General features: G+C 46.6%; 7 protein-coding genes. 3 read left to right on the forward strand and 4 right to left on the reverse strand.

Annotated features, from left to right (window positions below):
* From AC1DP6_RS18730 to AC1DP6_RS18745, 4 genes are all read right to left on the reverse strand, one after another.
* Window positions 1-315, reverse strand: a 315-nt coding sequence (locus AC1DP6_RS18730; protein ID WP_477056186.1) for a hypothetical protein, incomplete at its 3' end; no start/stop codon positions are given.
* Between the two features lie 17 nt (window positions 316-332).
* A complete protein-coding gene (locus AC1DP6_RS18735) occupies window positions 333-3731 on the reverse strand; it encodes a SusC/RagA family TonB-linked outer membrane protein (RefSeq protein ID WP_477056187.1) in 3399 nt (1132 codons plus the stop codon).
* Between the two features lie 51 nt (window positions 3732-3782).
* Complete coding sequence (locus tag AC1DP6_RS18740; RefSeq protein ID WP_477056188.1) at window positions 3783-4766, reverse strand: FecR family protein; 984 nt, start codon at window positions 4764-4766, stop codon at window positions 3783-3785.
* Window positions 4767-4826: 60 nt separating this feature from the next.
* The gene (locus tag AC1DP6_RS18745; protein ID WP_477056189.1) at window positions 4827-5492 is read right to left on the reverse strand and encodes an RNA polymerase sigma factor; all 666 of its coding nucleotides are present in this window, start codon (window positions 5490-5492) and stop codon (window positions 4827-4829) included.
* Between the two features lie 226 nt (window positions 5493-5718).
* Here AC1DP6_RS18745 and AC1DP6_RS18750 point away from each other — a divergent pair, with 226 nt between their 5' ends.
* The 3 genes from AC1DP6_RS18750 (at window position 5719) to AC1DP6_RS18760 (ending at window position 23828) form a co-directional block, all read left to right on the forward strand.
* Window positions 5719-13428, forward strand: coding sequence for a SpvB/TcaC N-terminal domain-containing protein (locus AC1DP6_RS18750; protein ID WP_477056190.1), 7710 nt, complete (start codon window positions 5719-5721; stop codon window positions 13426-13428).
* A gap of 31 nt (window positions 13429-13459) precedes the next feature.
* Window positions 13460-22891, forward strand: a complete 9432-nt coding sequence (locus AC1DP6_RS18755) for a Tc toxin subunit A-related protein (RefSeq protein WP_477056191.1) — start codon at window positions 13460-13462, stop codon at window positions 22889-22891.
* A 352-nt stretch (window positions 22892-23243) separates the two neighbouring features.
* On the forward strand, window positions 23244-23828 hold the full coding sequence (locus tag AC1DP6_RS18760; RefSeq protein ID WP_477056192.1) for an RNA polymerase sigma factor: 585 nt from the start codon (window positions 23244-23246) through the stop codon (window positions 23826-23828).
* The last annotated feature ends 45 nt before the right edge of the window (window positions 23829-23873 follow it).

Raw genomic sequence — 23873 nt, forward strand, 5'->3', positions numbered from 1 at the left:
GTTACCGGAAGTGAAGTTGAAATTATAATGCTCTATCCACCAGGAATAATTATAAGCATCATCGCCTGCTTCCACATAATCTTCGCGGTAAAAACTCCGCACAGAACGTGCTTCTACATAGTTATCCCAATATACAAATCCTTCTACCTGCGAATAAGCAGCCGACAACCCCGACAGCGCTCTTTCTTTGGAAGTCCAGTATAAGCCGGTTTCCAGCTTGTCCGGAGAACGCTGATCCAACACGTCTTTGCTGCAACCCGGCGCGATGGCCAGTAATGCAAGTACAACCGGAATATATAAGTGTAATTTTTTCATTTTAAATAGTTTTATGCTTAGAAAGACAATTGCGCACCCAGCATTACTTTTTTGTTCTGTGGATATTGCATCCGATCCAGCCCCGTATCCAATACAGATACCCTCGATACTTCGGGATCCAGTCCACTGTATTTGGTAATGGTCAGCAGATTTTGTCCACTGGCATAAAACCGGATCTTCTGGATCTTGAAGCGGCTCAATAAACTTTCCGGCAACGTATAGCCGAGCTGGATAGTCTTCAGACGCAGGTAGTTACCGCTTTCCAGGAACCGGGTAGACTCACGGGCATTTCTGTTAGGGTCGCCCAACACGGCACGTGGCATGTCTGTATTGGTATTTTGCGGTGTCCAGGCATTTAATGTGGTAGTGAGGAAATTGCGGCCGGCATCCATCCCTTCCAGTTCAAACCGGTTACCATTATACACCTTGCTGCCATTTACCCCCTGCACAAAAAGAGAGAAATCTATTCTTTTATAATTCAGGGTAATATTAAATCCATATTCGAATTTCGGGAAGCCGGAACCCTGGTAGGTTTTATCATTCTCGTCAATCACACCATCACCATTGGTATCTCTGAAACGGATATCACCTGCTTTAGCGGCAGGTTGTAAGCGGTCGCCGGTTTTGCTTTTGTAGTTGGCGGCGTCTGCATCCGACTGGAAAATACCATCTGCTTCATACAGATAAAAAGCACCTACTTCACGGCCTACACGGGTTTGGTTGGCATAATGGTCAGCGCCGAATTTAAGACCGGTACCATATAAGGTTTGTCCGGCATTAGCCAATGAGGCTACTTCGTTTTTCACACTGCTGAAAGTACCGGTAAGACTGTACTGCAAACCCTCTCTGCGGCCACCGCTGTAAGTAAGTTCCAGCTCCCAGCCACGATTCCTGATTTTACCTACGTTCAGTGTCGGATTGTTTACGCCGGAAGATGGCGGTACTTCTTTGGTTACCAGTAAACCATCGGTGTTATTACTAAAGTAGTTGAAGGAACCACTGAGACTATTATGAATCAAACTGAAATCAAAACCAACGTTAGCGGAACGGCTGGTTTCCCAGTGCAGCTCACGACCCAACAGATCCTGACCAATGATACCGGGCCATGGTGTACTACCACTACCCTGCACCGAACCACCGGCCCAGGTATTATCCACTACCATCAGGTTTAAGTGGTCATATGGAAGCAATGCTTCTTCCGTACCCAACTCACCATAACTGGCACGTAACTTCAACATGTCCAGCCAGGTAATGCTGTTCATGAAATTTTCTTTTTGCATATTCCATCCCAATGCTACAGAAGGGAAGATGCCATAATGCCTGGCCAGGTCAAATTTGGAAGAGCCGTCTCTTCTGATGGATAGCTGCACCATATAGCGGTTATCATATGCATAGTTGATACGACCTAATGTAGACAACCGAACATATTTTGTTCTGCTGCCACCAGCGCCAAAAGTACCGCCCAGTGCACCATCCATGGTAACGAAGGAAGGGTCCAGGAAACCACCAGGCACCGTTTTTTCTACCAGCTCTCCATTCTGAATGGTACGTACCGTTGTTTTACCATCTGCCGTAACATCCAGCCATTCGCTGCTGCGTTCCTGTGCCGTGTAACCTGCCAGCAGATTCAGTGAATGCTTACCTGATGTCACATCATAATACAGCAGATTTTCCATGAGCCGTTGCCTGGCATTGGTGCGTATATTGTAGAGATAAGCATAAGGCACGGCGCCATCGTTGGCATTGATACGCACTGCCGGCCGGTATGTGAAGCCAAAATCGTTTTCATTGACCAGGTTCAGATTGGTCACAAACTTCAGCCCTTTCCACAGTGCCAGCGTGAAGCGGGTATTCACATTAAAGTATTGTGTGTTGGTGGAGTTCTGAAAATAATGATCTGCTCCCATCGGGTTCTGATACTTGGGCAAGCCATCTACCTGCAAACCATAACCATATTTTTCTTTAGGGTCCAGTACGGGGAGTAAAGGTGACTGGAAGTAAGCTTCCCGTGCGGCAAATCTTGGTACAGTAGCTTTCGTTTCAGAATAGGTAAGGTTAGCTTCTACTGTTAAAATTCCTTTCTTGTATTCATTGCGGGAGCGGATGGTTTTCTTCTTAAAATCAGATCCTATATAAGTACCTTTTTCATTGGTAATATCTCCACTCAGGGCATAGGTGATATAGTCACCACCACCGCGGAGGTTCAGGTTATAATTTTCGGCGCTGCCGGGACGGATAATTTCATCCTGCCAGTTGGTATTCACGCCGGTATTTTTAGTAACAAAAGCAGGTAACGTACGACCTGCATTTGTATACATCATTTTGTGAACGGCTTTATACCCTTCGGCATCCAGCATGTCGTATTTACCGGTAGGATTTACCACACCATAGTAAGCATTAAAATCAATGACAGGCACCCCTTTCTTACCTTTTTTGGTGGTAATGAGGATAACGCCGTTGGCACTGGAAGAACCGTAAATAGAGGCCGCAGCGCCATCTTTCAATACTTCCATAGAAGCAATATCATTATTGCTCAGGTAAGTCGCATCGCCGGGAGATCCATCAATAATATATAAAGGCTTGTGACTACCCATGGTGCTAAGACCGCGGATACGTACATCTGCCTGAGCGCCGGGTTGTCCGCCGCCATTTGTTACCGTTAAACCGGCTACCCTGCCCTGCAGTGCATCCACCGGGTTGTTGGTAGACATGTTCGCAATCACATCTCCTTTTACAGAAGAAATGGCACTGGTCACGTTACTTTTCCGCTGTGTACCATACCCTACCACTACTACCTGGTCCAGTACTTTTACTGAAGGATACATGGTAATGTTCAGGTCCTGGTGACCGGTGGCCTTTACCTCCAGTGATTCATATCCTATAAAGGATACTTCCAGTACCGCATTTTCGGGAACGCCGGTAAGATTAAACTTTCCGTTCTCGGTGGTCAGCGCACCTCTGCCCCCTCCTTTTACCTTTACGCTCACACCCGGCATCAGTTCACCGGTAGCGGCTTTTACGATACCCTGCAGGTCTCCTTCTTTTTGCTGATCTGATTTAGAAGTGGCGGGTGGAGCGGCTGGCTTTACCAGGATCATGTCCTCCGTTATTTTATACTCAAGACCTGTAGCGTTACAGATTTCTTTTAGTAAGGCCTCTACAGTACGTACTTTTTTATCGATGGTAAATTTTGCGGTACGTTCAAGGTCATCGCGGTTGTAAGAAAATTTCAGGGCGGTATTTTTCTCCAGGTAACGCAAAGCGCTGATTACACTGGATTGAGAGAACCCTATTTCAACTTTATTTTTAAGTCCTTCGGTAACCTGCACCCATGACAGCAAACACACTGCCACCGCGATACAGAGCACGCGCCGGGCTATACCCTTGTAGGTACAAGAGATACATTTCTTTCTCATAACATTAGAAAGTTTATTGTTTAGAATGGAATCGCAGGCTTGCTGCTATAATTAATGGTTGATAAATAACTCGCCTTTATGAATGTCTGTTTTAAGATTAGTGATGTAAGAAATAGAAGCTAATACATCTGGCAGAGATTTGTTCACGAATTCGCCATTGAAATGAATAGCCGGATAATTGCCCGGGGTGATGTGTACTTTAATGCCATACCAGTATTCCAGCTGATCTGCCACTTCAGACAGGGAGGCATCTCTGAACGACAATTTCCCGTTACGCCAGTCCTGTTCGCGCGTGGCATCGAAGGTGCCGGTAATCAGCTGATCGTGGATTGTTTTTACGGTTTGTCCCGGTGATAATTCCTTTGCCTTGTTTGCTGCAGCTACACTTACTTTTCCGGAGAGCAATGATACCTGTACACTACTGTCGAAAAGATAGGCCCGCACTTTAAAAACGGTACCCAGCACCTGTACCCTGGTGTTGCCTGCAGTAACGGTAAAGGGGCGCTTATCATCTTTTTGTACATCGTATAATGCTTCTCCCGTAAGTATTAAATGACGTTCCTGCTGGTTGTAATTATCAGGCACGCGCAATTCACTGTTCCGGTTTAAAATCACCGTGCTGCCATCCGCCAGTAATACCTGTTTACGGGCGCTATCCGCACGATACGTGATGTAAGCAATGGCCTTGCTATTGGTGGGTGATTGTTTTTTCCACATCCATGCAAAAGCCATACAACCTGCCAATGCAGCTGCTGCGGCATAAGGGAGATAACTTCTGCGGCGCTTTACCGAGTCATGATCTGTTTCAATAAGCGCACGCAGCTTATTGAACTCCTCCTGCTTTTCCTCCGCGTTTAGCTTTACACCTAGCCGTAGTACCCATTCCCGCGCTTTATCTGTCTCCTCCTGCTTATGTGGGTTCCGTGCAATCCAGTCATTCCAGAAAGCAACGTCCTCCTCATTACTTTGCAGACAGTAACGCACAAAAGAGTCATTCAGCATAAAGTCTTCCGCCATGAAGGATTGTAGGTTCATGTATCACCCGTTTAATGTAAAGAGGACCGGTATCTTAATTATTTACCAAAGAAATGGAAACTATTTTCCAAAATACAACATAAGTGTGAGCACGAAGAGGGACATAATCTTGCGGAGCTGTACGATGGCGGTATGCAGGGTATTATATATGGTACGGATGGACGCAGAGGTCTGAAGAGAAATTTCTTCCATACTCATATTTTCATAAAAGCGAAGCCGGATAAATTCCTTTTGCCGGGCGGTTAACTGCGCCAGCACTCTTTCCATTTTATCACGTAACTGCCCGTCTGATTCCAGGTTGATCAGCACCGTTTCATAGGGCTGTTCTTCCGGCTCCTGGAATAATTGCCCGGCATACTTACCGGTGCGCTTGTTTTCTTTTCCTAATAATTTACTGAGACGGCGTTTAAAGCAGATAAAAATATAATTCGGTATATGGTCAGGCATGATCAACTGTTCCCGCTTCTTCCATAACTCTACAAACACGTCATTAATGGCTTCTTTTACCATCTGCGTATCCGGTACTACCGAGATGCCATAGTGATATAAGTTATCATACAGTTCATGATAGATCTTATACAGGCCGTGTTCATTATGTTGTTGCAGTTCATTCCAGAAAACGGCAAGCCCGGTTGCTGCCGCAAGATGGCTGGTGTGTACAGGAAGTTGCCTTATATGCTTATCGGAATCAGTTAGCCCCACTGGAATCAGGTTATTGGACGCCAATTTATTCTATTTCCTGCACGTATCCTATGTAAAAATTACCCCGAAGTATACCAATTTTAACCGAAAAACATGTTAAAATTGGTATACTTCCGTTAGGAGAAAATTGTTTTTTATCTTTATAGTGTTATATTTAGAGAGAAGCACTGGATAAAGGTCAATAGCAATAAGATCCCCAAAAGAGAACCTCGATACCCCCAAACCCCGATTTTAAAAGTATCAGAACATTATGGATAATAATGACAGCGCTGTCCAGGATAGGCATGGTTCATTTTCCGTGCTCGGGCAAGAGCGCAATACCCCGTCAAACGCATTGAACATACCCCGCATATCGCTTCCTGCCGGCGGTGGCGCATTAAAGAGCATAGATGAAAAGTTCCAGGTAAATGCCGCTAACGGAACCGCGTCTTTCACCATTCCCTTACCCTGCACACCTAACAGAAATGGCTTCCAGCCACAGTTGTCGTTGTCTTATAATTCAGGTACCGGCAACAGTCTTTTTGGCATTGGCTGGGACATAGGTCTGCCCGCCATTCAACGCAGCACGGATAAAAAACTGCCCCGGTATTTTGATACCAATGATATCGATGACATCTCCGGGGAAGATCTTTTTATGTTTACCGGTCTGGAAGAACTGGTGCCGCTGATGGACTGGAAAAGCAATGCCTGGCAGGTAAGACAGGAAACCATCGGTGCATTTACCATCCGACAGTACCGCCCCCGGATTGAAAGTGGTTTCTCCAGGATAGAACGGATCTTTCATCCCGATAATGGCTACTACTGGCGTGTCACCACACCGCAAAATACGGTTACTTTCTTCGGCTATAGTCCTGCATACCGTATCATGCATCCGGATGATGCCCAACAGATTTTTAAGTGGTTGCCCGAATGCAGCTTTGATGATAAAGGCTCCTGGATCTGGTATGAATACAAAGCAGAAGATCTTAAAAATGTGGCGAAAGCGTTGCCTGAAAAAAACAGGTACAATGGTCTGCAACCTTTTGTCAACAAACACCTCAAACGTATTAAATACGGCAACAAAACGCCTTATTATCCCAGCTCCGTTTATGCGGTGGAGCCGCCTCCGGATCCTGATCATTTCTTTGAGCTGGTATTTGATTATGGCGAGCATGACCTGCTGCTGCCAACACCCAACGATCCCGGCGACTGGCAGGCCCGTAAGGACCCATTCTCCAGCTGCCGTGCAGGATTTGAACTCCGCAGCTACCGGTTATGTCAAAGGGTGCTGCTGTTTCATACCTTCGCGGAATTGAACGCCGGTATGCCCACCCTGGTGAAGTCGCTCGATTTTACCTACGTACCTGCCAGCACACCACCGCCGGGCAGTGACCGCCCCACTGCACTCACCTATCTGACAGGCATTACCCAGCAAGGCTATATATGGCACAACAGTGCCTATTCCGTTAAATCACTGCCCCCACTGACCTTCGATTATCAATGGCTGCGCTGGAATACGGAAGTAAAAGAAGTCAGCCCGGAAAGCCTTGTACATGCGCCTTCCGGACTTGCCGATAATTATCAATGGGTAGATTTATATAACGAAGGCATCAACGGCATCCTCACAGAACAAGCCAACGGATGGTATTATAAATCCAACCGGGGAACAGATGAAAACGGAGACCTCTGCTTTGACAACGCCCTTGCGATCCTCCCAAAACCATCCTTCACCGGCATCAGCAACGGTACCCTGCAACTACAGGACCTCGATGCCAATGGACAGAAGCAGATCGTAGTCCACTCGCCCACTTCCCAGGGCTATTTTGAATTAGGTGATGACGGCCACTGGCAACCTTTCCGGTCATTCCTGAAAACACTCAACCTCGATCTGCATGACCCGAATGTACGCATGCTCGACATCAATGGTGATGGTAAACCAGAGATCCTTTTCTCTGATCTGGGTGCATTCTGGTATTGGGAAAACGAAGGCAAAACAGGTTACGGTGCGCCGGAACTGGCCACCAAACCCTATGATGAAGAAAAAGGGGCCGCCATTCTTTTTTCAGATCCGGAACAACGGATCTTCCTCGCAGATATGTCGGGCGATGGATTAACGGATCTCGTCCGCATCAGAAACGGAGAAGTTTGTTACTGGGCCAATATGGGATATGGACGTTTCAGCGCCAAAATTACCATGGATAATTCGCCCCTCTTTGATACACCGGAAGCATTCAATCCCGCCTATCTGCAATTGACAGACATCAGCGGCACCGGAGCTACCGACATCATGTACCTCGGCAAAAAGGAATTCCGTGCCTACCTGAATTTCAGTGGCAATGCCTGGAGTGACGTCACCACCATCCAACCATTTCTTCCTACAGAACAACCCAATAAAATTACGGTGACGGATCTCACAGGCAATGGAACCGCCTGCATTGTATGGTCCTCCACATTACCTGCCTATCGCGGAACACCGATGCGTTACATCGATTTAATGGGTGGCCGGAAACCGCATATCATGTGCAGTCATAACAATGGCATGGGCAAGCTAACTACCGTAATCTATAAAAGCTCCACACATTACTATTTGCAGGATAAAAAAAATGGAACACCCTGGATCACACAACTGCCTTTCCCTGTCCAGGTAGTTGCACAAACCATTATCACCGAAACAGTCACCAATGTCAGATATAGCACACAGTATACTTATCACCATGGCTATTATGATCCTGCAGAGCGGGAGTTTCGTGGGTTTGGCAGAGTAGAACAAACCGATACAGAAGACTTTGATGTATTCACTGCCGCCAATCCCGCCAACGAACATCATCAGCCACCGGTGCTCACCAAAACCTGGTTTCATACCGGCGCCTTCCTCGACAGAGAAAGGATCCTCAGTCAATTCAGCCAGGAATACTGGTCCGCGCTTTTCAAAAATAATGGATTCAGCACCACTGCAACAGAGTATGCACTACCCGATGCGGTGATAATACCCAATCCTAAACTCAGTGTATTTTCGATAAACCAGCTAAGCGCTGCCGAATGGCGCGAAGCCCTCAGGGCCTGTAAAGGCATGGTGCTACGCCAGGAAATATTTGGCCTGGATGCATCGAAAAGAATAGCGGATGAAAAGTTGGCTCACAGCTATGCAGACAATGATCCCGCTTTTATCACCTTCAAGGCCGCTGCTTTGGAAACGGAACAAATTCCATTTTCCGTAGCAACACACAACTGCCTCATTGAATTACTACAGGAACGCGGAATCAATAAATACGCCGCTTTCCTGGTAAAAGAAAGTGAAGCGATTAACTACGTGTATGAACGGCAGGCAACAGATCCCCGTATTGCACATACGCTCACCATTACCACCGATGAACTGGGCAACGTGCTGGAATCTGTATCCGTAGTATATCCCAGGCAGCAGCAGGAACCTTTGCTGCAACCAACTCCAGGCGATTCCCCCGCCACCGCGTTGGCAAAACAAAAAGCAAAAGAAGCGCAGCAGCAACAATGGATCACTTTTACACGGAATAGCTTTACGAAAGATATTATTACACCGGAAAATTATTACCTGAGAAAACCCTGGCAAACGCAAACCTATGAGCTCACCGGCTTTACGCCGGGTATCGGTCATCCTGCTTTTACGATCGCCGATTTTAAAGGGGCAATAGATCCCACTCCCGAAATTGCCTACCAGCAAACCGCCAATAATCTCTCGCCGCAGAAACGTTTGACGGAGCATGTTAAAACCATCTTTTACAACGCTTCCCTCACCCTACCGCTTGCCGAAGGCTCGATGGATGTACGCAGCGTCACTTATGAAAGCTATCAACTGGCGTATACACCCGGCCTGTTGCAGGATCTTTTTGTGCCCGATGCTTTTTCTTTACCCTTTGTAGTGGGAGATACAGACCTGCAACAGGCAGGCTTTATATCCGATGCTACTAACTGGTGGATACCATCAGGCACCGTACAATTCTGTCACGGTGGTGAAACGCTCACCAACATAAAAAACCGGTTCTTTAGTCCGGTTAGCTATACCGATCCATTGCAAAGTATCTCCACTGTATTTTACGATCCTTATTACTTATTCCTGCAACGAACACTTGATGCCCATCAAAATGAAACAAGGGTACTGGCATTCAGCTATCGTACACTCTCGCCATTGCGCATGCTGGATATCAATGATAATATTTCTGCTGTCATCACAGATGAACTCGGACTCGTGAAAGCCACCTCCACAGAAGGAAAAGCCGGCAACGACCCGTTGCAGGGTGAAGAAGCCGACAACTTAATCGGGATCACCGCCTACACCGGATCACCTGAATCCGGAAATATAGCCGCCTTCTTTGCGCTGGCCAATACAACGGCACCGGGTATCTGCGATTACACCCAATTACAAACGCAAGCCCATCTGCTACTCCACAACGCCTCGGTAAGAATAGTGTACGACTTTCATCAGCAACCTTGTGTAGCGGCCGTCATTAAGCGGGAGCAACACGCCGCCGTTGATCCGGATAGCCCGCTGCAAATCAGTTTTGAATATACCGATGGATTTGGACAGGTAGCCATGAAAAAAATACAGGCAGAAGCCGGAGAAGTACAACTACCTGATGGCACCCTCTTAAACACCGGCACTCAGTTGCGCTGGGTGGGCAATGGCCGGACCGTGCTGAATAATAAAGGCAATCCTATCCGGCAATATGAACCGTATTTTTCTACTACGCCCGCCTACGAAAACGATCCTGCCTGGGTAGAAAAAGGCGTTTCTCCTATCCTCTACTATGACGGCACCGGCAGAAGCGTTAAAACCGAACTACCCAACGGAACGTTTAACAAGGTGGTATTTGACGCCTGGAAACAATGCTCTTATGACGTCAACGACACCGTTAAAGAAAGTGCCTGGTACGCCGCACGCATTAACCTTCCTAACCCAAATGATCCGGAGAAAATAGCCGCTATAAAATCAGCCGTACATTACAATACGCCTTCCTGCATGATCACCGATACATTAGCCAGACCAATACTGAGCATAGATCATAATCGCTGGGAAGACGGTATCGGCAACGTGCTGGAAGAAAAGTATTTCAGCCGGGCAGACATGGACATAGAAGGAAATACTTTGACCATTACAGACGCCCGTGGTAATACCGTGATGGCATGGCGCTACGATATGCTGGGCCATCGGACAGTGCAAACAAGTATGGATACCGGCAAACGCTGGACACTGCATAACATCATGGGCAACCCCGTGAAAATGTGGGATGAACGACGCCACGAACTATCATTTGAATATGATGCCTTACACCGGCCAACAGGCAAACGCATCAACGGAGGCGACACCGTTATTTATGCGCAGGCCCTGTATGAAAAAGTAGTGTACGGCGACAAACCCGCCATGACAGCCGCAGAACGCGCTGCAGAAAAATTACTGAACCGCATCGGCCAGCTGAAAAATTTGTATGACAGCGCCGGCAAAATCATCTCCGGTACCTTCGATTTTAAAGGCAACCTGCTGGATACCACCCGCATATTTGCGCTGGATTATAAAAACATGCCCGACTGGGATATGGTGAACCCCGACAGCTTACTGGCTACGTCACCGGAATATACACTTACCACGGCTACTGCGTACGATGCACTGAACAGACTTATCCGGCAAACAACCCCCGACAATAAAATCACCACACCGGACTTTAATCCTGCCGGATTACTCAACGCCGTTACCGTTCATGAAAACGGCCATGACAGCCCCTTTATAAAAAACATTGACTACAACGAAAAGGGACAACGCAGCGGTATCTTATATGGCAATGATGTATTAACTAAATATAAGTACGATCCTCTCACCTTCCGGCTGAGCAGCCTTGTTACGACCAACAGTACCGCCAAAAAGTTACAGGATCTGCAATACGTGTACGATCCCACCGGCAACGTGCTCCGGATAAATGATCCCGCGCTCCCTGATACTTTCTTTAAAAATACCCTCGTAGCAGCAGCCAATGAATATACTTATGATGCGCAATACCGGCTGATCAACGCCACCGGCAGGGAAGCCGATGTCATTGTTTCATTTGGTACCACCGATAACTGGAATGACCTTCCTTTTATAAATCAACATGCTACCAGCGATAACAACGCATTGCGGAATTACAGTCAGCATTATCAATATGATGTGGTGGGAAATATTAAACAGATGGGGCACAGCGCTGGTACAGGCTCCTGGACAAGGGATTATTTGTACGAAGACCATAACAACCGGATAAAAAGTACCACCATTGGCAGTCAAACCTGGTTATATCCACACCATGCACAGCACGGCTTCATGACCGGTATGCCGCACCTGCCGGTGATGAACTGGAATTTTAAAGAAGAACTGCAAGCCACGGCACAGCAGGTGGTCAACAACGGCACACCGGAAACGACTTACTATGTGTACGACGGCACCGGGCAAAGAACCCGGAAAGTAACGGAATATGCTGCCTCCGATGGCAATACGCCTTCCAAAAAAGAAGAGCGGATCTACCTCGGCAGCTATGAAGTATATAATAATTCCAGTGGGCTGGTCAGGGAAACCCTGCATGTGATGGATGACAAAACCCGTATAGCAATGCTGGATACAGAAATTGCCCCCGCTGTTATTATAGGAGGCAGTCAGCAACAGGCGCCGGTAGTAAAAACCACCAGGTATCAGCTGGACAATCACCTGGAAAGCGTTACCCTGGAGCTGAATGAAAATGCACAAATCATCAACTATGAAGAATATCATCCCTTTGGTACTACCGCCTTTCAGGCGAACAACGCTGCTATAAACGTAGCGGCTAAACGCTATCGCTACACCAGCAGAGAACGGGATGAAGAAACCGGATTGGAATACCACAGCGCACGATACTATATTACCTGGCTGGGACGATGGTGTAGCGCCGATCCCATTGGCACCGGTGCAGGATTAAATCTTTACCGGTATGCACGAAACAATGCCGTTACCCGATCGGACGTCAATGGCAGGGCTGATATTGCCATCCACCAGTATCTTACCATACTCATTGCATCGCAGTATGTAGGTGATGAGGAGGCCATGAATATAGGCAGAGCCTCCAATGTAAGTGACCGGAGAGATAAGCTGGACGCCACCAGCAACAGCATGAACTTTTTTGGCCACTATGTAAAGGAAACGAATATAGAAGGCCATGCCTTGTATAATGGTACCACAGAAGAGAAATTCAGCCACTTCTATAACAAATTCAAAAAGGAGACCTCACCAACACTGGAAGGTGCCGGAGAAAACCTGTTGCATCCTATACAGGATGCGCACTACCATAAATCCGAGTACCTGCTGGGCGACAGATTAGGGCATCTGATGTTCCCGGAAGCCGACCTCGCAGTGCGTGGTAAAAGCTTTGAGGATTTTATGGCATTGGTAAGGGATAACGAAAAGGCACTCGAACTAATGCAAGACAAAGGTGTGATCACAAAAGGTCATTCAAAACTGGGAAAAATTTCAGAGAAGGAATGGCGGAATGTATACGAAGGATTGAAAAAAGTGGAAGATGAATACGAAGATGCATTTTTCCTGTTGAATGGTGGTGGTTTAATACCCATCATTGGTATGATCGCCGGCACCATTGGCGCAATGATAGGCACCATTATCGGGGCCATTGTTGGCGCTTTCATCGGAGTATTCAGCAGTCGTAAATCGAAATCCTATGGAAATAGTATAACGGGATCAGAATGGATAGGAGAAGGTGCTTCATTTGGTCAGTTAATTGGCGGCGCTATCTTCGGCTTAGCCGGCCTGATTGCCAGTCTGTTTAAATCCAAATGGCCTAACCCGGTGGGTTCCGTTAATGAAGGCGAGTCCACTTTTATGAAAGAGGTGTTAAGCAAAAAAAGAGGCATGGAAGTAGAAGGCCCTCTGTCTTCAAAATCCAAGGAAGAATTTTGCCCTGCACTTCCGGAACAATATAGTTACATGTGTATATAGCTGATAATAACAAACAATAAAATTCACTATCATGATAGCCCCCAAAAGCGATTCCACCCATCTTTTTCATGCTGATTTCGGCAATGACAAAGCCTTACTGAGCACTTTTACAGCGCTGCTAACAACCCATAACGGGGACGCGAAAGCTGCTATATCCACCCTGGAAGGAGATAAAGCATTTACTCCTGAACTATTGAACAAGTTGCAGTTTACTGCTGCATTGGCCACCTGGTCGGGCAACAACGCGCACATTGTAGACAAATTCCAAAAGGATGCTGCCACCAATACCCTGCGGGATATTGCGCTCCGCTTCAATCAAACTTCCCTGGCCGACAGCATTCCGGATGATGCAATACCTGCAGGCACAGATAAAACAGATTTCGCAAAAGCGTTGCATACTCGTCTTTTTCAGCACGAGCCAACAGCAGTGGTAGTTAACATGGTGAAGGATCCGGAGGTCCCCCTTTTAAATACCCCCTCCGGCGCCACTACCGCAACGATACTGGAAAAAAATCCGGACTTTAATATCCGGTCGCATCCTGTTTATGATCTGTTGAATAAGGCAGATGTATTAAAAGATGTCTCTCCGGATGATCAGGAAAAAGTAAAAAACGATTTAAAATCATTACAGAGAATAGTTCGGGTAAGCCCGGCTCCGGAAGCCGTACCAGCGCTAATATCCGCTAATTTCACCACCGGCTTAAGCATCAGTGAAATGCCCCGGCAGCAGTTCACCAACATGATGACGGCCAATGGCCTGGATGAAAACACAGCGGCCAGCATCCATGAAGCAGCCATGGCAAGACGGGTAACCGGAGAACAAGCCATGGCATCTGCCATAGAAACCATGCGTGGCACCGGCATCGCTTTAATTGATCAATCAATCAATGCAGCCAGCCAGGCCACTACCAACACCATACCCACCAGCCCATTGGATTGGAATGCCCTTTTTGCAGATGCCGACTTCTGCGAGTGTGGCGAATGTACGTCCGTATACAGCGCAGCTTCTTACTTTGTGGAGCTGCTGCAATACTTAAGGAATAACAACCTAAGTGAAAAAGAATCCGGCGCAGATCCTTCCATCAAAATAAAAAGTAACCCGGCAGATATTTCAGGAACACCCTTACAAAAACTATTTGATCGCCGCCCGGACCTCGGCTGCCTGGAGCTCACCTGCGCCAACACCAATACCATTCTGCCTTACGTAGACCTGGTAAATGAAGTAATGGAGCAATATGCGGTGTACAATGATCCAAAAAAATTAAAGGCATTCAATGTGTCCAACGAAACCAGCAGCGAATTGCTGGCCCAGCCACAGCATACTAACTATCACGCCTACACGATCTTATCAAAAGCAGTATACCCGTTTAACTTACCCTATCATCAGCCTATTGATGTGATCCGGAACTACCTGGAGTTCCTGCAAACCAGTCGCTACGAATTAATGGATACCTTCCGCTCACCCCGGCAAATCCATGCTACGGCCACACCTGATCCGGTAGGCAGCGACGCGGATGTCGCCAGCCCCGACCCGGATCCTACTGCAGCCAGGAATGTACAACTGGATCAATATCATCTTGAATACCTTACCCGTGCCACGGATGCTGAATATTTAAAGATTACCCAGGATGAATACATCATCCTGACAAAGGAAGCTTTCGTCAGCAGAAATCAATGGGACATCCAATGCAATCATGCTAACACCGCGAAGATATACCATGATGCCATCCAGGTGAAGCCTGTTTGCGACTACTACGGCTATGACGATCCGTCCAAAACCACCGCTGTCAATACCGCAGAGATGCTCAGCACCAATGAGGCAACAATGGTGGGACTCCAATTTGTAAAGCGACAACTACTGCCACGTACAGGCATTCAGTATTCGGAGCTGGTGGCATTATTGAAAACGAGGTTCCTGAATTTTATGATGCCGGAAGGCAGGGCATTGACCATTATGGAAAGCCTGCCCTTCAGCTATCGTTACCTCATGACGCTGTCGTTAAAAGAACAACTGGAAGCCATCCACAATCCTGAAAAATGGGCGGCATCAAAAGGGCTGGACTTTAAAAAACCAGCACCTGACCCTTGTCAGCCGAAACAACGGGAGCGACCGGTAGATCTCAAAGAAATAGAACACTGGCTGATTTGTTCGTTTAAACAAGTGGGAAAAATAATTGTGCTCGATGAAGGCTGTCATTGTATCAATGGCACCCTGATCGTGAATAGCCCCACCCACAATGTAGCCGCAGCGGTGGCGCCATCTGCCATACAATTTGAAATACGGGATTGTGTGTTGTACAGAGAAGAAAGAAAACAATCTATCCGCATGGCAACGATAGATTGCAAAACAGGTATCATCACCTTTGAAGGGGAATACAAATCTTATAATGACAGCTTCAAAAGCTTAACAGGATCAGTTGTACTGAATAATAAAACCATCGGCCATTTCCAGAACAACAAATTCAGCCGGGTCGATTTTACTGCCGACTGCGACATTTCAAAAACGGTGATGATTCATTTAGATGGCTCCCCTGTTACGGAAGCGGAATACGATCGCTTCCACCGCTTTATCCGCCTGTGGCGTAAACTGGAATGGAGCATCGATGAAACAGACAAAGCCATCATGAGTTTGTCTTACACTGCCGGCAACACATTTGATCCGCTTGAATGCCAGCGTAAAAGTGTAGACGACTGCAGCTGCGAAAACAAACAATTACAGGTATGGCTCCATTATAACATTAACACCGCACTCATTCATGAGTTGGTAGCCGTAAAAAAATTACTGGACCTCACCGGGCTGGAGTTGATAAAGCTACTCTCCTTCTGGAGCAATATCAGCACCGCAGGCGATCCTTCGCTGTATGCCCGCCTGCTGCTAACACATAACATTACCGGAGAAGACACCGTTTTCCAACCGGATAGTGACGGCAATTACCTGACCACCCCCATTCTTATTAAAGATCACATCCCGGTGCTGATGTCCGCATTCAATCTATCCTCAGATGATTTGAATGCAATCCTCACCCAGCATCCTACCCTGGTGAATCTGACACTGTCCAACATTTCTTTTATTTACCGGTATACTTTACTCGCAAAAGTAGTAGGCTTACGAATGCCGGATTTCATTGCAGCATGGCCCATTTTCGGCGATCCATTCACCAGTGCGGATGCAACACTCACCTTCATCAACAACTGGACAAAAATGGATGATGCGGGATTTGATTACCGGCAACTGAATTATATTCTCCATAACATTGATAATACTAAAAAGCCGTTTACGCCCGCCCTCATCACCATTCTTCAACTGGCCAAAAACATATATGACGGCCTGAATGGAATTGATACCGCGAACCCGGATCTGGTGGCTGCCGACCCTACCGCTTCTCCCGATGACCAACAGGCCGATCTGCAAAACCAGGCGTCGAACGAGCTGGTAAAATCGAAAGTCAGTTTATTATATAACCAGGCGGAAGTAACGCTCATCATGGGTATCCTGAATGGCACCAATGTATTCAGCACCAATGTGCCTGTACATCTTGATACCGCCCGCGATGGTCTTGATAGTAAAAATGACCTCATTGCCAGCCCACCATCTGCCGATCTGCTCTCGTTAAGGACTAAACTGATTTATGACTGGGCCAATGGTCGTATCCAGGTAACGGGCGTTCTTACCCCCGGAGAAATCACCGCGTTTAATGATTTGAGTATTGATCCCAACTGGGATCCATCTATGGACCGCATCACCAAACAACAGGACAAACAATTTAAGCTACTGTTAGCAGGTGTATGTGATTCGATCAAAAGTATTTTATTGCAGGGCGATAAAGTAGTGACCGCCGACCAGATGATAGATGGACTCCCCGACCCCAATACTGCACCGGTAAAGCGACTCGCTTTTCTGAATGTTTTTCTGCCTTATCTCCGTCAACAGTTATATCACAGCTTTATCATCAACCGCTTGTCGGATCAAACGGGGATGGACCTGGCTGTAACAGATTTGCTGGTGTCCACCATTTTAAAGGTACCCGCTATTCCCACACCGGTATCGGTTTACAACGTATTTGAAAGTATTAAAAACAGCACCGCTCCTGCTGCCACCGGCTGGAATGGCTTTCTCATTCCAGCTTCCGACAGTGTAGTGACGTTCATCGTGCAAAACGGCAGCACAACAGTGGCGCCGGTGATATTGCTGGGTAACACAGCACTTCCTTTTGTACAGCAGGATGATCCTACCAATGAATGGTGGTCGGTACCTACTAAATTGCTGGCAGGGAAAATTTACACCTTCCAGGTAAACGACCTGGATAGCTCTTTAAAAGACCTGAGCTGGAAAACGGCTACTGCGATGCCCGCACCTATTCCTACCGCCGTTTTACTACCTGATTTTGCCAGCAACAGTACCAGCGCCGCCTATACCCTGCTGATAAAAGCGGCCATACTCATTAATGGATTTAGTATCAGTGCAGATGAAGTCAACTATATTTTTGAAAATGTGCCCGATTTCGGTATTGACTTCAATGCCCCCGATATTACCCAGTGGCTGCGGCTGGAAACATATACCCGGTTGCGCAATTCACTGCCGCCAACCGGTACCAATTTGCTGGAATTCCTGCAATGGACTGGCACAGCCGGCATAGACAAGACGCAGCTGATTCCCAAAATAGCCGCATTAACATTGTGGGATAAAATTGCTATCGGTAAGCTGATAACGCCTGCACATTTTAACTGGAACGATCCGGTATATTTCAAAAACGAAATCAATTTACTCACCCTGCAGCAGGCCATTGGTGTAACCAGTAAAATAGGAATGGATGTGGACCAGCTATTTGACTGGGCACAGCCGGGGGCCACCTTCTCTGTTTGTCATACGATTGCAGAAAGCATTAACAAAGCTATTCATGCCAAATACAAACAAACGGATTGGGAACAGGTCATCAAACCTGCTAACGATCTGCTGAGGAACCATCAAAAAGATGCACTCATCGGCTATTTGCTGGTAGATGAAAAAATACAGAACTGGGGCGTAACGGATGCCAATGGTCTTTTTGAATATTTCCTGATTGATGTGCAGATGGATGCTGTGATGGAAACATCCCGGATAGTACAGGCCATATCATCCGTACAATTATTTATACAACGTTGCTTCCTTGGACTGGAAGCAGACAAATCAGGCATCTCCAATGACATCCTTGACCGCGACCGCTGGGATTGGATGCAGCGCTACCGCGTATGGGAAGCCAACCGGAAAGTATTTTTATATCCCGAAAACTGGATTGAAAGTGATCTCCGGGACGACAAAAGCGCTTTCTTCAAAGAACTGGAAAGCGAACTACTTCAAAAAGATATCAATAAACAAAATATTACCGATGCCCTGAAATCCTATCTCTATAAAATACACGAGATATCGAACATGGAAGTGGTGGGATTTTATATTGATGGCACCCCAACGGGCAACCAATGGTCGCCCGGGGCAAAGCTCCATGTATTTTCCCGTACACGTAATACGCCTTTCTTCTTCTACTATCGTTACCTCGACCTGGTGGAAAGCAACTGGTATCCCTGGGAGAAAATGCAGATAGATATTCCCAGTTATGATATCACAGATAAAGAAATTTTAATGGTCGTTTCGGGTACGCACAAATACAAATCACCCTATACCCATTTCTATCTTACCCATTGCAGTATTAAAGGTTATCTGCCCAACACGCCTGATTTTTCAGGTGGCAGTTATACGTGGAAAGGCAACGTAAATACCATCGGTGTCCTTAAAAAAATCTCCATCCACGTTCCTGCCCTTGATGGAACCGCCGTAGGAAGAATCATACAAACAAGCTGGGATAAAGATAACTTTACCGGGATATTTATGGGGCTGTTAACCCGGACAAGAAATACGAATGGCTGTTTCCTCATACCAGTAGTCTGGAACGACCGCCTGTTGATCTTCTTCCCACAGATGATCAAAAAAACAAAACCGGCGGAAAACGGAAGTACAACTTTTAATGACCTGGCTAAAACTTCTTCCAACGATAACCGGCCTATTGACTACTATGAAATAAAAATGGGCTGGAGTGAATACCAGAATGGTAAATGGACACAAAAACAAATTGGAAGTGACTTCTTCAATTCTGCGCCCATCAGTATTATGCAGGATATAGAGTACTTTAAATTTGTACCAGTAGTATATCCCGATCATGTGCTGATCAATGTGGATGATAAATACGACAGTGACGGTACCTTCAGAGGAGCATTCAGTTTTAATGGCAATGTCATCAACAATGCCAGCCCGGTGACCACAGAAGCAATTCCGATCGATTTCTTCAATCAGTCGAAAGGAGATTTGTATTCCTGGCAAATAGCTTCTTCCGATAAAAAAAGAGTCAATAAAGATATCTATTTTGAGTCGCCGGACCTGGTGGAGCTATCGAATGGCTTACCAGGGACCAATAATTTCAATCATCCTTTTAGCAGCAAGTTGCTGGGCAACATCAACCTCCCGGATGTAGCCAGTTTCTTTGGTTTTAACTTATCTCCCGCTATCAACAAAGGCGATACTTTTGGCGCCTATTCCAACCAGCAGGTACAAACGTATCATGAACTGAAGCGCCCCTACTCCCTCTACAACTGGGAGCTGTTTTTCCATGCGCCCATGATGCTGGCCAATGCGCTGAGTGAAGGTCAGCAGTTTGAGGAAGCCATGAAATGGTACCATTATGTATTTAACCCGATGGCCAAAGGTAAGGATGATACCAGGTTCTGGCAGTTTGCACCATTTAAAGAAATAGATTCAAAAAGTATTCTCGATAAAATATTCAATCAACTACAGGCAAATACTGCTGCCGGAGAAGACATGACCGAATGGCGCAACCATCCGTTTATGCCGCATGTAGTAGCCCGTAATCGTCCCGTAGCATATATGAAGTGGGTGGTCATGAAATACATTGATAACCTCGTGGCGTGGGGAGATTATTTATTCCGCCAGGATAGTATAGAAAGTATTAACCAGGCCACACAAATGTATATCCTGGCATATCATATACTGGGACAGCGTCCTACCTTTATTCCTGTTCGCGGCAAAATTCAGCCGCAAACCTATAAATCCCTGCTGAACAAATGGGATGCCTTTGGCAATGCCATCGTAGAACTGGAATTGGTGGCACCCTTTAGTAATCAGCTGATCGCGCCGGGAGTGGTGAATGCGCAGAAGGAAATTGAATACGCCAACATTTTTGGGTTTGCTTCTACCCTCTACTTCTGTATTCCCAACAACCCTACCCTCATGGGATATTGGGATACACTGGACGACAGGCTGTTTAAAATCCGGCATTCCGAAAATATAGAAGGGGTATTCCGGATACTGCCGCTGTTCCAGCCACCGATTGATCCGGCCCTGCTGGTAAATGCCGCTGCACAAGGTTTAAGTATAGACGCCGTGTTGAATGACCTCAACACTTCTATGCCTAATTATCGTTTCTTTTACCTGTTGCAAAAGGCCCTGGAATTATGCAATGAACTTAAATCACTTGGCGCCGCAATATTGTCTGCTATTGAAAAAGGAGACAATGAATCTTTATCACTCATTCGTGCAAAACATGAAGGTGTGATGCAAAACCTGCAGATGGAAATCAAGAAAAAACAGGTAGATGAAGCACTGAGCGCTCTGGAAGGATTACAGCAAAACCGTAAATCTCCTGTTTACCGCATGCAGTATTATTTGCAGCTCATCGGTGAAGATGCCGGAAAAGTACCTGACATAGATACTGACTATTCGGAAATCGCCAATGCCATTGAAACACCAATAGATGACAGTGGGTTGAAATTAATTGCTTACGAACAGGAAGATATGAACATGGCCTCGCTGGCTGCCGGCTTCCAACTGGCCGCTGGCACGCCGGAAGTCATCGCCGGAATATTATTTGCCATCCCGATGATTACCGGGGCAGCAGAGCCCTTCGGCGTGGGTGTAGGCACCAGCTATGGTGGCAGCAATTTAGGACAGGCTGCACAAACCATGTCTAAGGCCCTTCAGATGACCGCCAACTATATGTCGTACCAGTCGGCCAGCGCCGCCAAGAAAGGAGGCTTTAAACGCGCCCTGCAGGAACGGGTGATGCAGGCCAATGCTGCAGGTTATGAAATCAAACAGATCGATAAACAGATCGCCTCGCAGCAAATAAGGATTGCCATGGCAAACCAGGATATTATCAATCAGCAAAAGCAAATAGATAATTCCCAGGAAATAGAAGACTTCCTGAAAAATAAATATTCAAACGCAGAACTGTATACCTGGATGAAAGGAAAGCTGAAAACCTTGTACCGGCAGGTATATAGTGTAGCCTACGATATTGCGCAAAAAGCCGAGAAAACATATCGCTTCGAACGGGGCCTGTCGTCCACCAGCTTTATCCAGAGCGGCTACTGGGATGCCAGCCATGATGGTTTACTGGCCGGTGAACAACTGTATGTGGGCTTAAAACAACTGGAAGCCGCTTACCAGGAAAACCGGGGATATGATTATGAAATCAATAAACATATTTCTATCCGGCAGCTAAATCCACTGGCGTTATTGTCGCTGAAGGAAAATGGTTTCTGTGAATTCTCCATACCGGAATACATTTTTGATATGGACTATCCCGGACATTATAAACGCAGGATCAAGGCGGTATCCATTTCTGTTCCTTGTATTGCCGGTCCATATACCGGCTTAAATGCCACGCTGCGTTTGCTGGATCATACCTTCAGAAATTCTGCCCTCGCCACCACCAATAATTATCCGGAAAAGACGGATGAAAGTGATGACCGGTTTATGAAATTCATGGTGCCCATTTCAGCTATTGCCGCCAGTTCCGGGCAAAATGATAGCGGTATGTTTGAATTAAATTTTAAAGATGAGCGTTACCTGCCGTTTGAAGGTGCCGGCGTGATCAGCAAGTGGCGTTTTGAGCTGCCTACATTCCAGCAATTCGATTATGATACCATTACCGACATTATTATTTCTATCCGCTACACCGCTGTAGAGGGAGGCGACCGGCTGAAACTTGCTGCGACAAAGAGTGTCACCAACTTCATTAAAAAAACCGATGACCTGGCAAGAGAAGAAGGACTGTTTATTTTTGTGGACCTGAAACACGATCTGCCTACAGAATGGCATAAGGCGATGACCATAAAAGATGCGTCCGGCAACAATACGATGGACCTCAGCAAGCTGACCAACTTCCTGCCTTATTACGCTACCTATACTTCGAAGCATTTGGTGGTGCAGGATTTCTTCCTGGTATCCAGTGATCAGACGGCCATCTTTTCTTTAAATAGTGCTCCATTAACGGATAGTCAGCCTATAGGCGCATTAAAAAGCCTCGCGCTTACGGAACCGGCAGATGCTATCAAAGACTGGAAGCTAAGTATACAAAGCATGGCAACACCAATTGATAAAGCGTTTGTGGTGTTGCGGTTTACGCTGAGTTAAACATCCGGAGATATCCCGGTTGTTATAATATTTCAAAAAAAACGGATAGCAGGGATGATATTACCTGCTATCCGTTTTCAATAATAAATAAGCGATTTTATTGCTTCACCAGTTTGGCGGTGCTGGGTACCTGCGTCAGCTCCCATTGGGAGTGGCTGGTAAGGAAGTGGAGAAATAGTCACCGATTGATACAATGGGGGGCTAATATTCAGCATTATTATTTTATCTTGTCTCCGCATTTGTTATTTTGTCTGATACATAATGCCAACATGTGAATATCAATCAAACTACGGCGAATCGCCTGTCTGTTTTTATTGCCATCTCATAGCCAGTATAATAAAATATCATTTAATTGAGCGACGGTCATTCTATTGATGCTCCTGACCTTTATAAACGCCTCGCCAACGGTGATGAAGCGGCGTTCAGGAGTCTTTTTGAAATGCATGCACCACGGCTGCTGGCCATGGCAGCCCGTATTACGGGATCTACTGCGGTGGCAGATGACCTGGTGCAGGATACTTTTTTAAAAATATGGCTCACCCGCGACCAGCTCGCGGAAGTAACCCATCCTGCCGCCTGGATCAGGAAGATCTGCTTTTTCCTGGCCGTGAACTATGTCCGCCGCCAAACGATCCGGGACAAAGTAATGGATGCGGTAGCGCCGGAAAGCGCTATCCCGGTTTCCGACACCATCGACTTTCAGCAGCTGCTGAAACTGGTCAACAAAGCAGTGGCGCAGTTGCCCGAAAAACAACAACAGATCTACCGCCTCAGCAGAGAACAGGGATTGAGCATCGCGGAAATTGCCACACACATGCAGCTGGCCATCAGCACGGTCAAAAATCTGCTGGTGATGGCATTGAAAAGTATTCGCCAATCCCTCCTGAAAGCCGGTTACCCCCTGCTGCTGGCCCTATTCATCGATATTCTTGGATAGCGTAAAAAAACTTTCTTTTTTTTCGGTACCATTCTCCCGCTCAAT

Source organism: Chitinophaga sp. 01L420, from assembly GCF_056399985.1.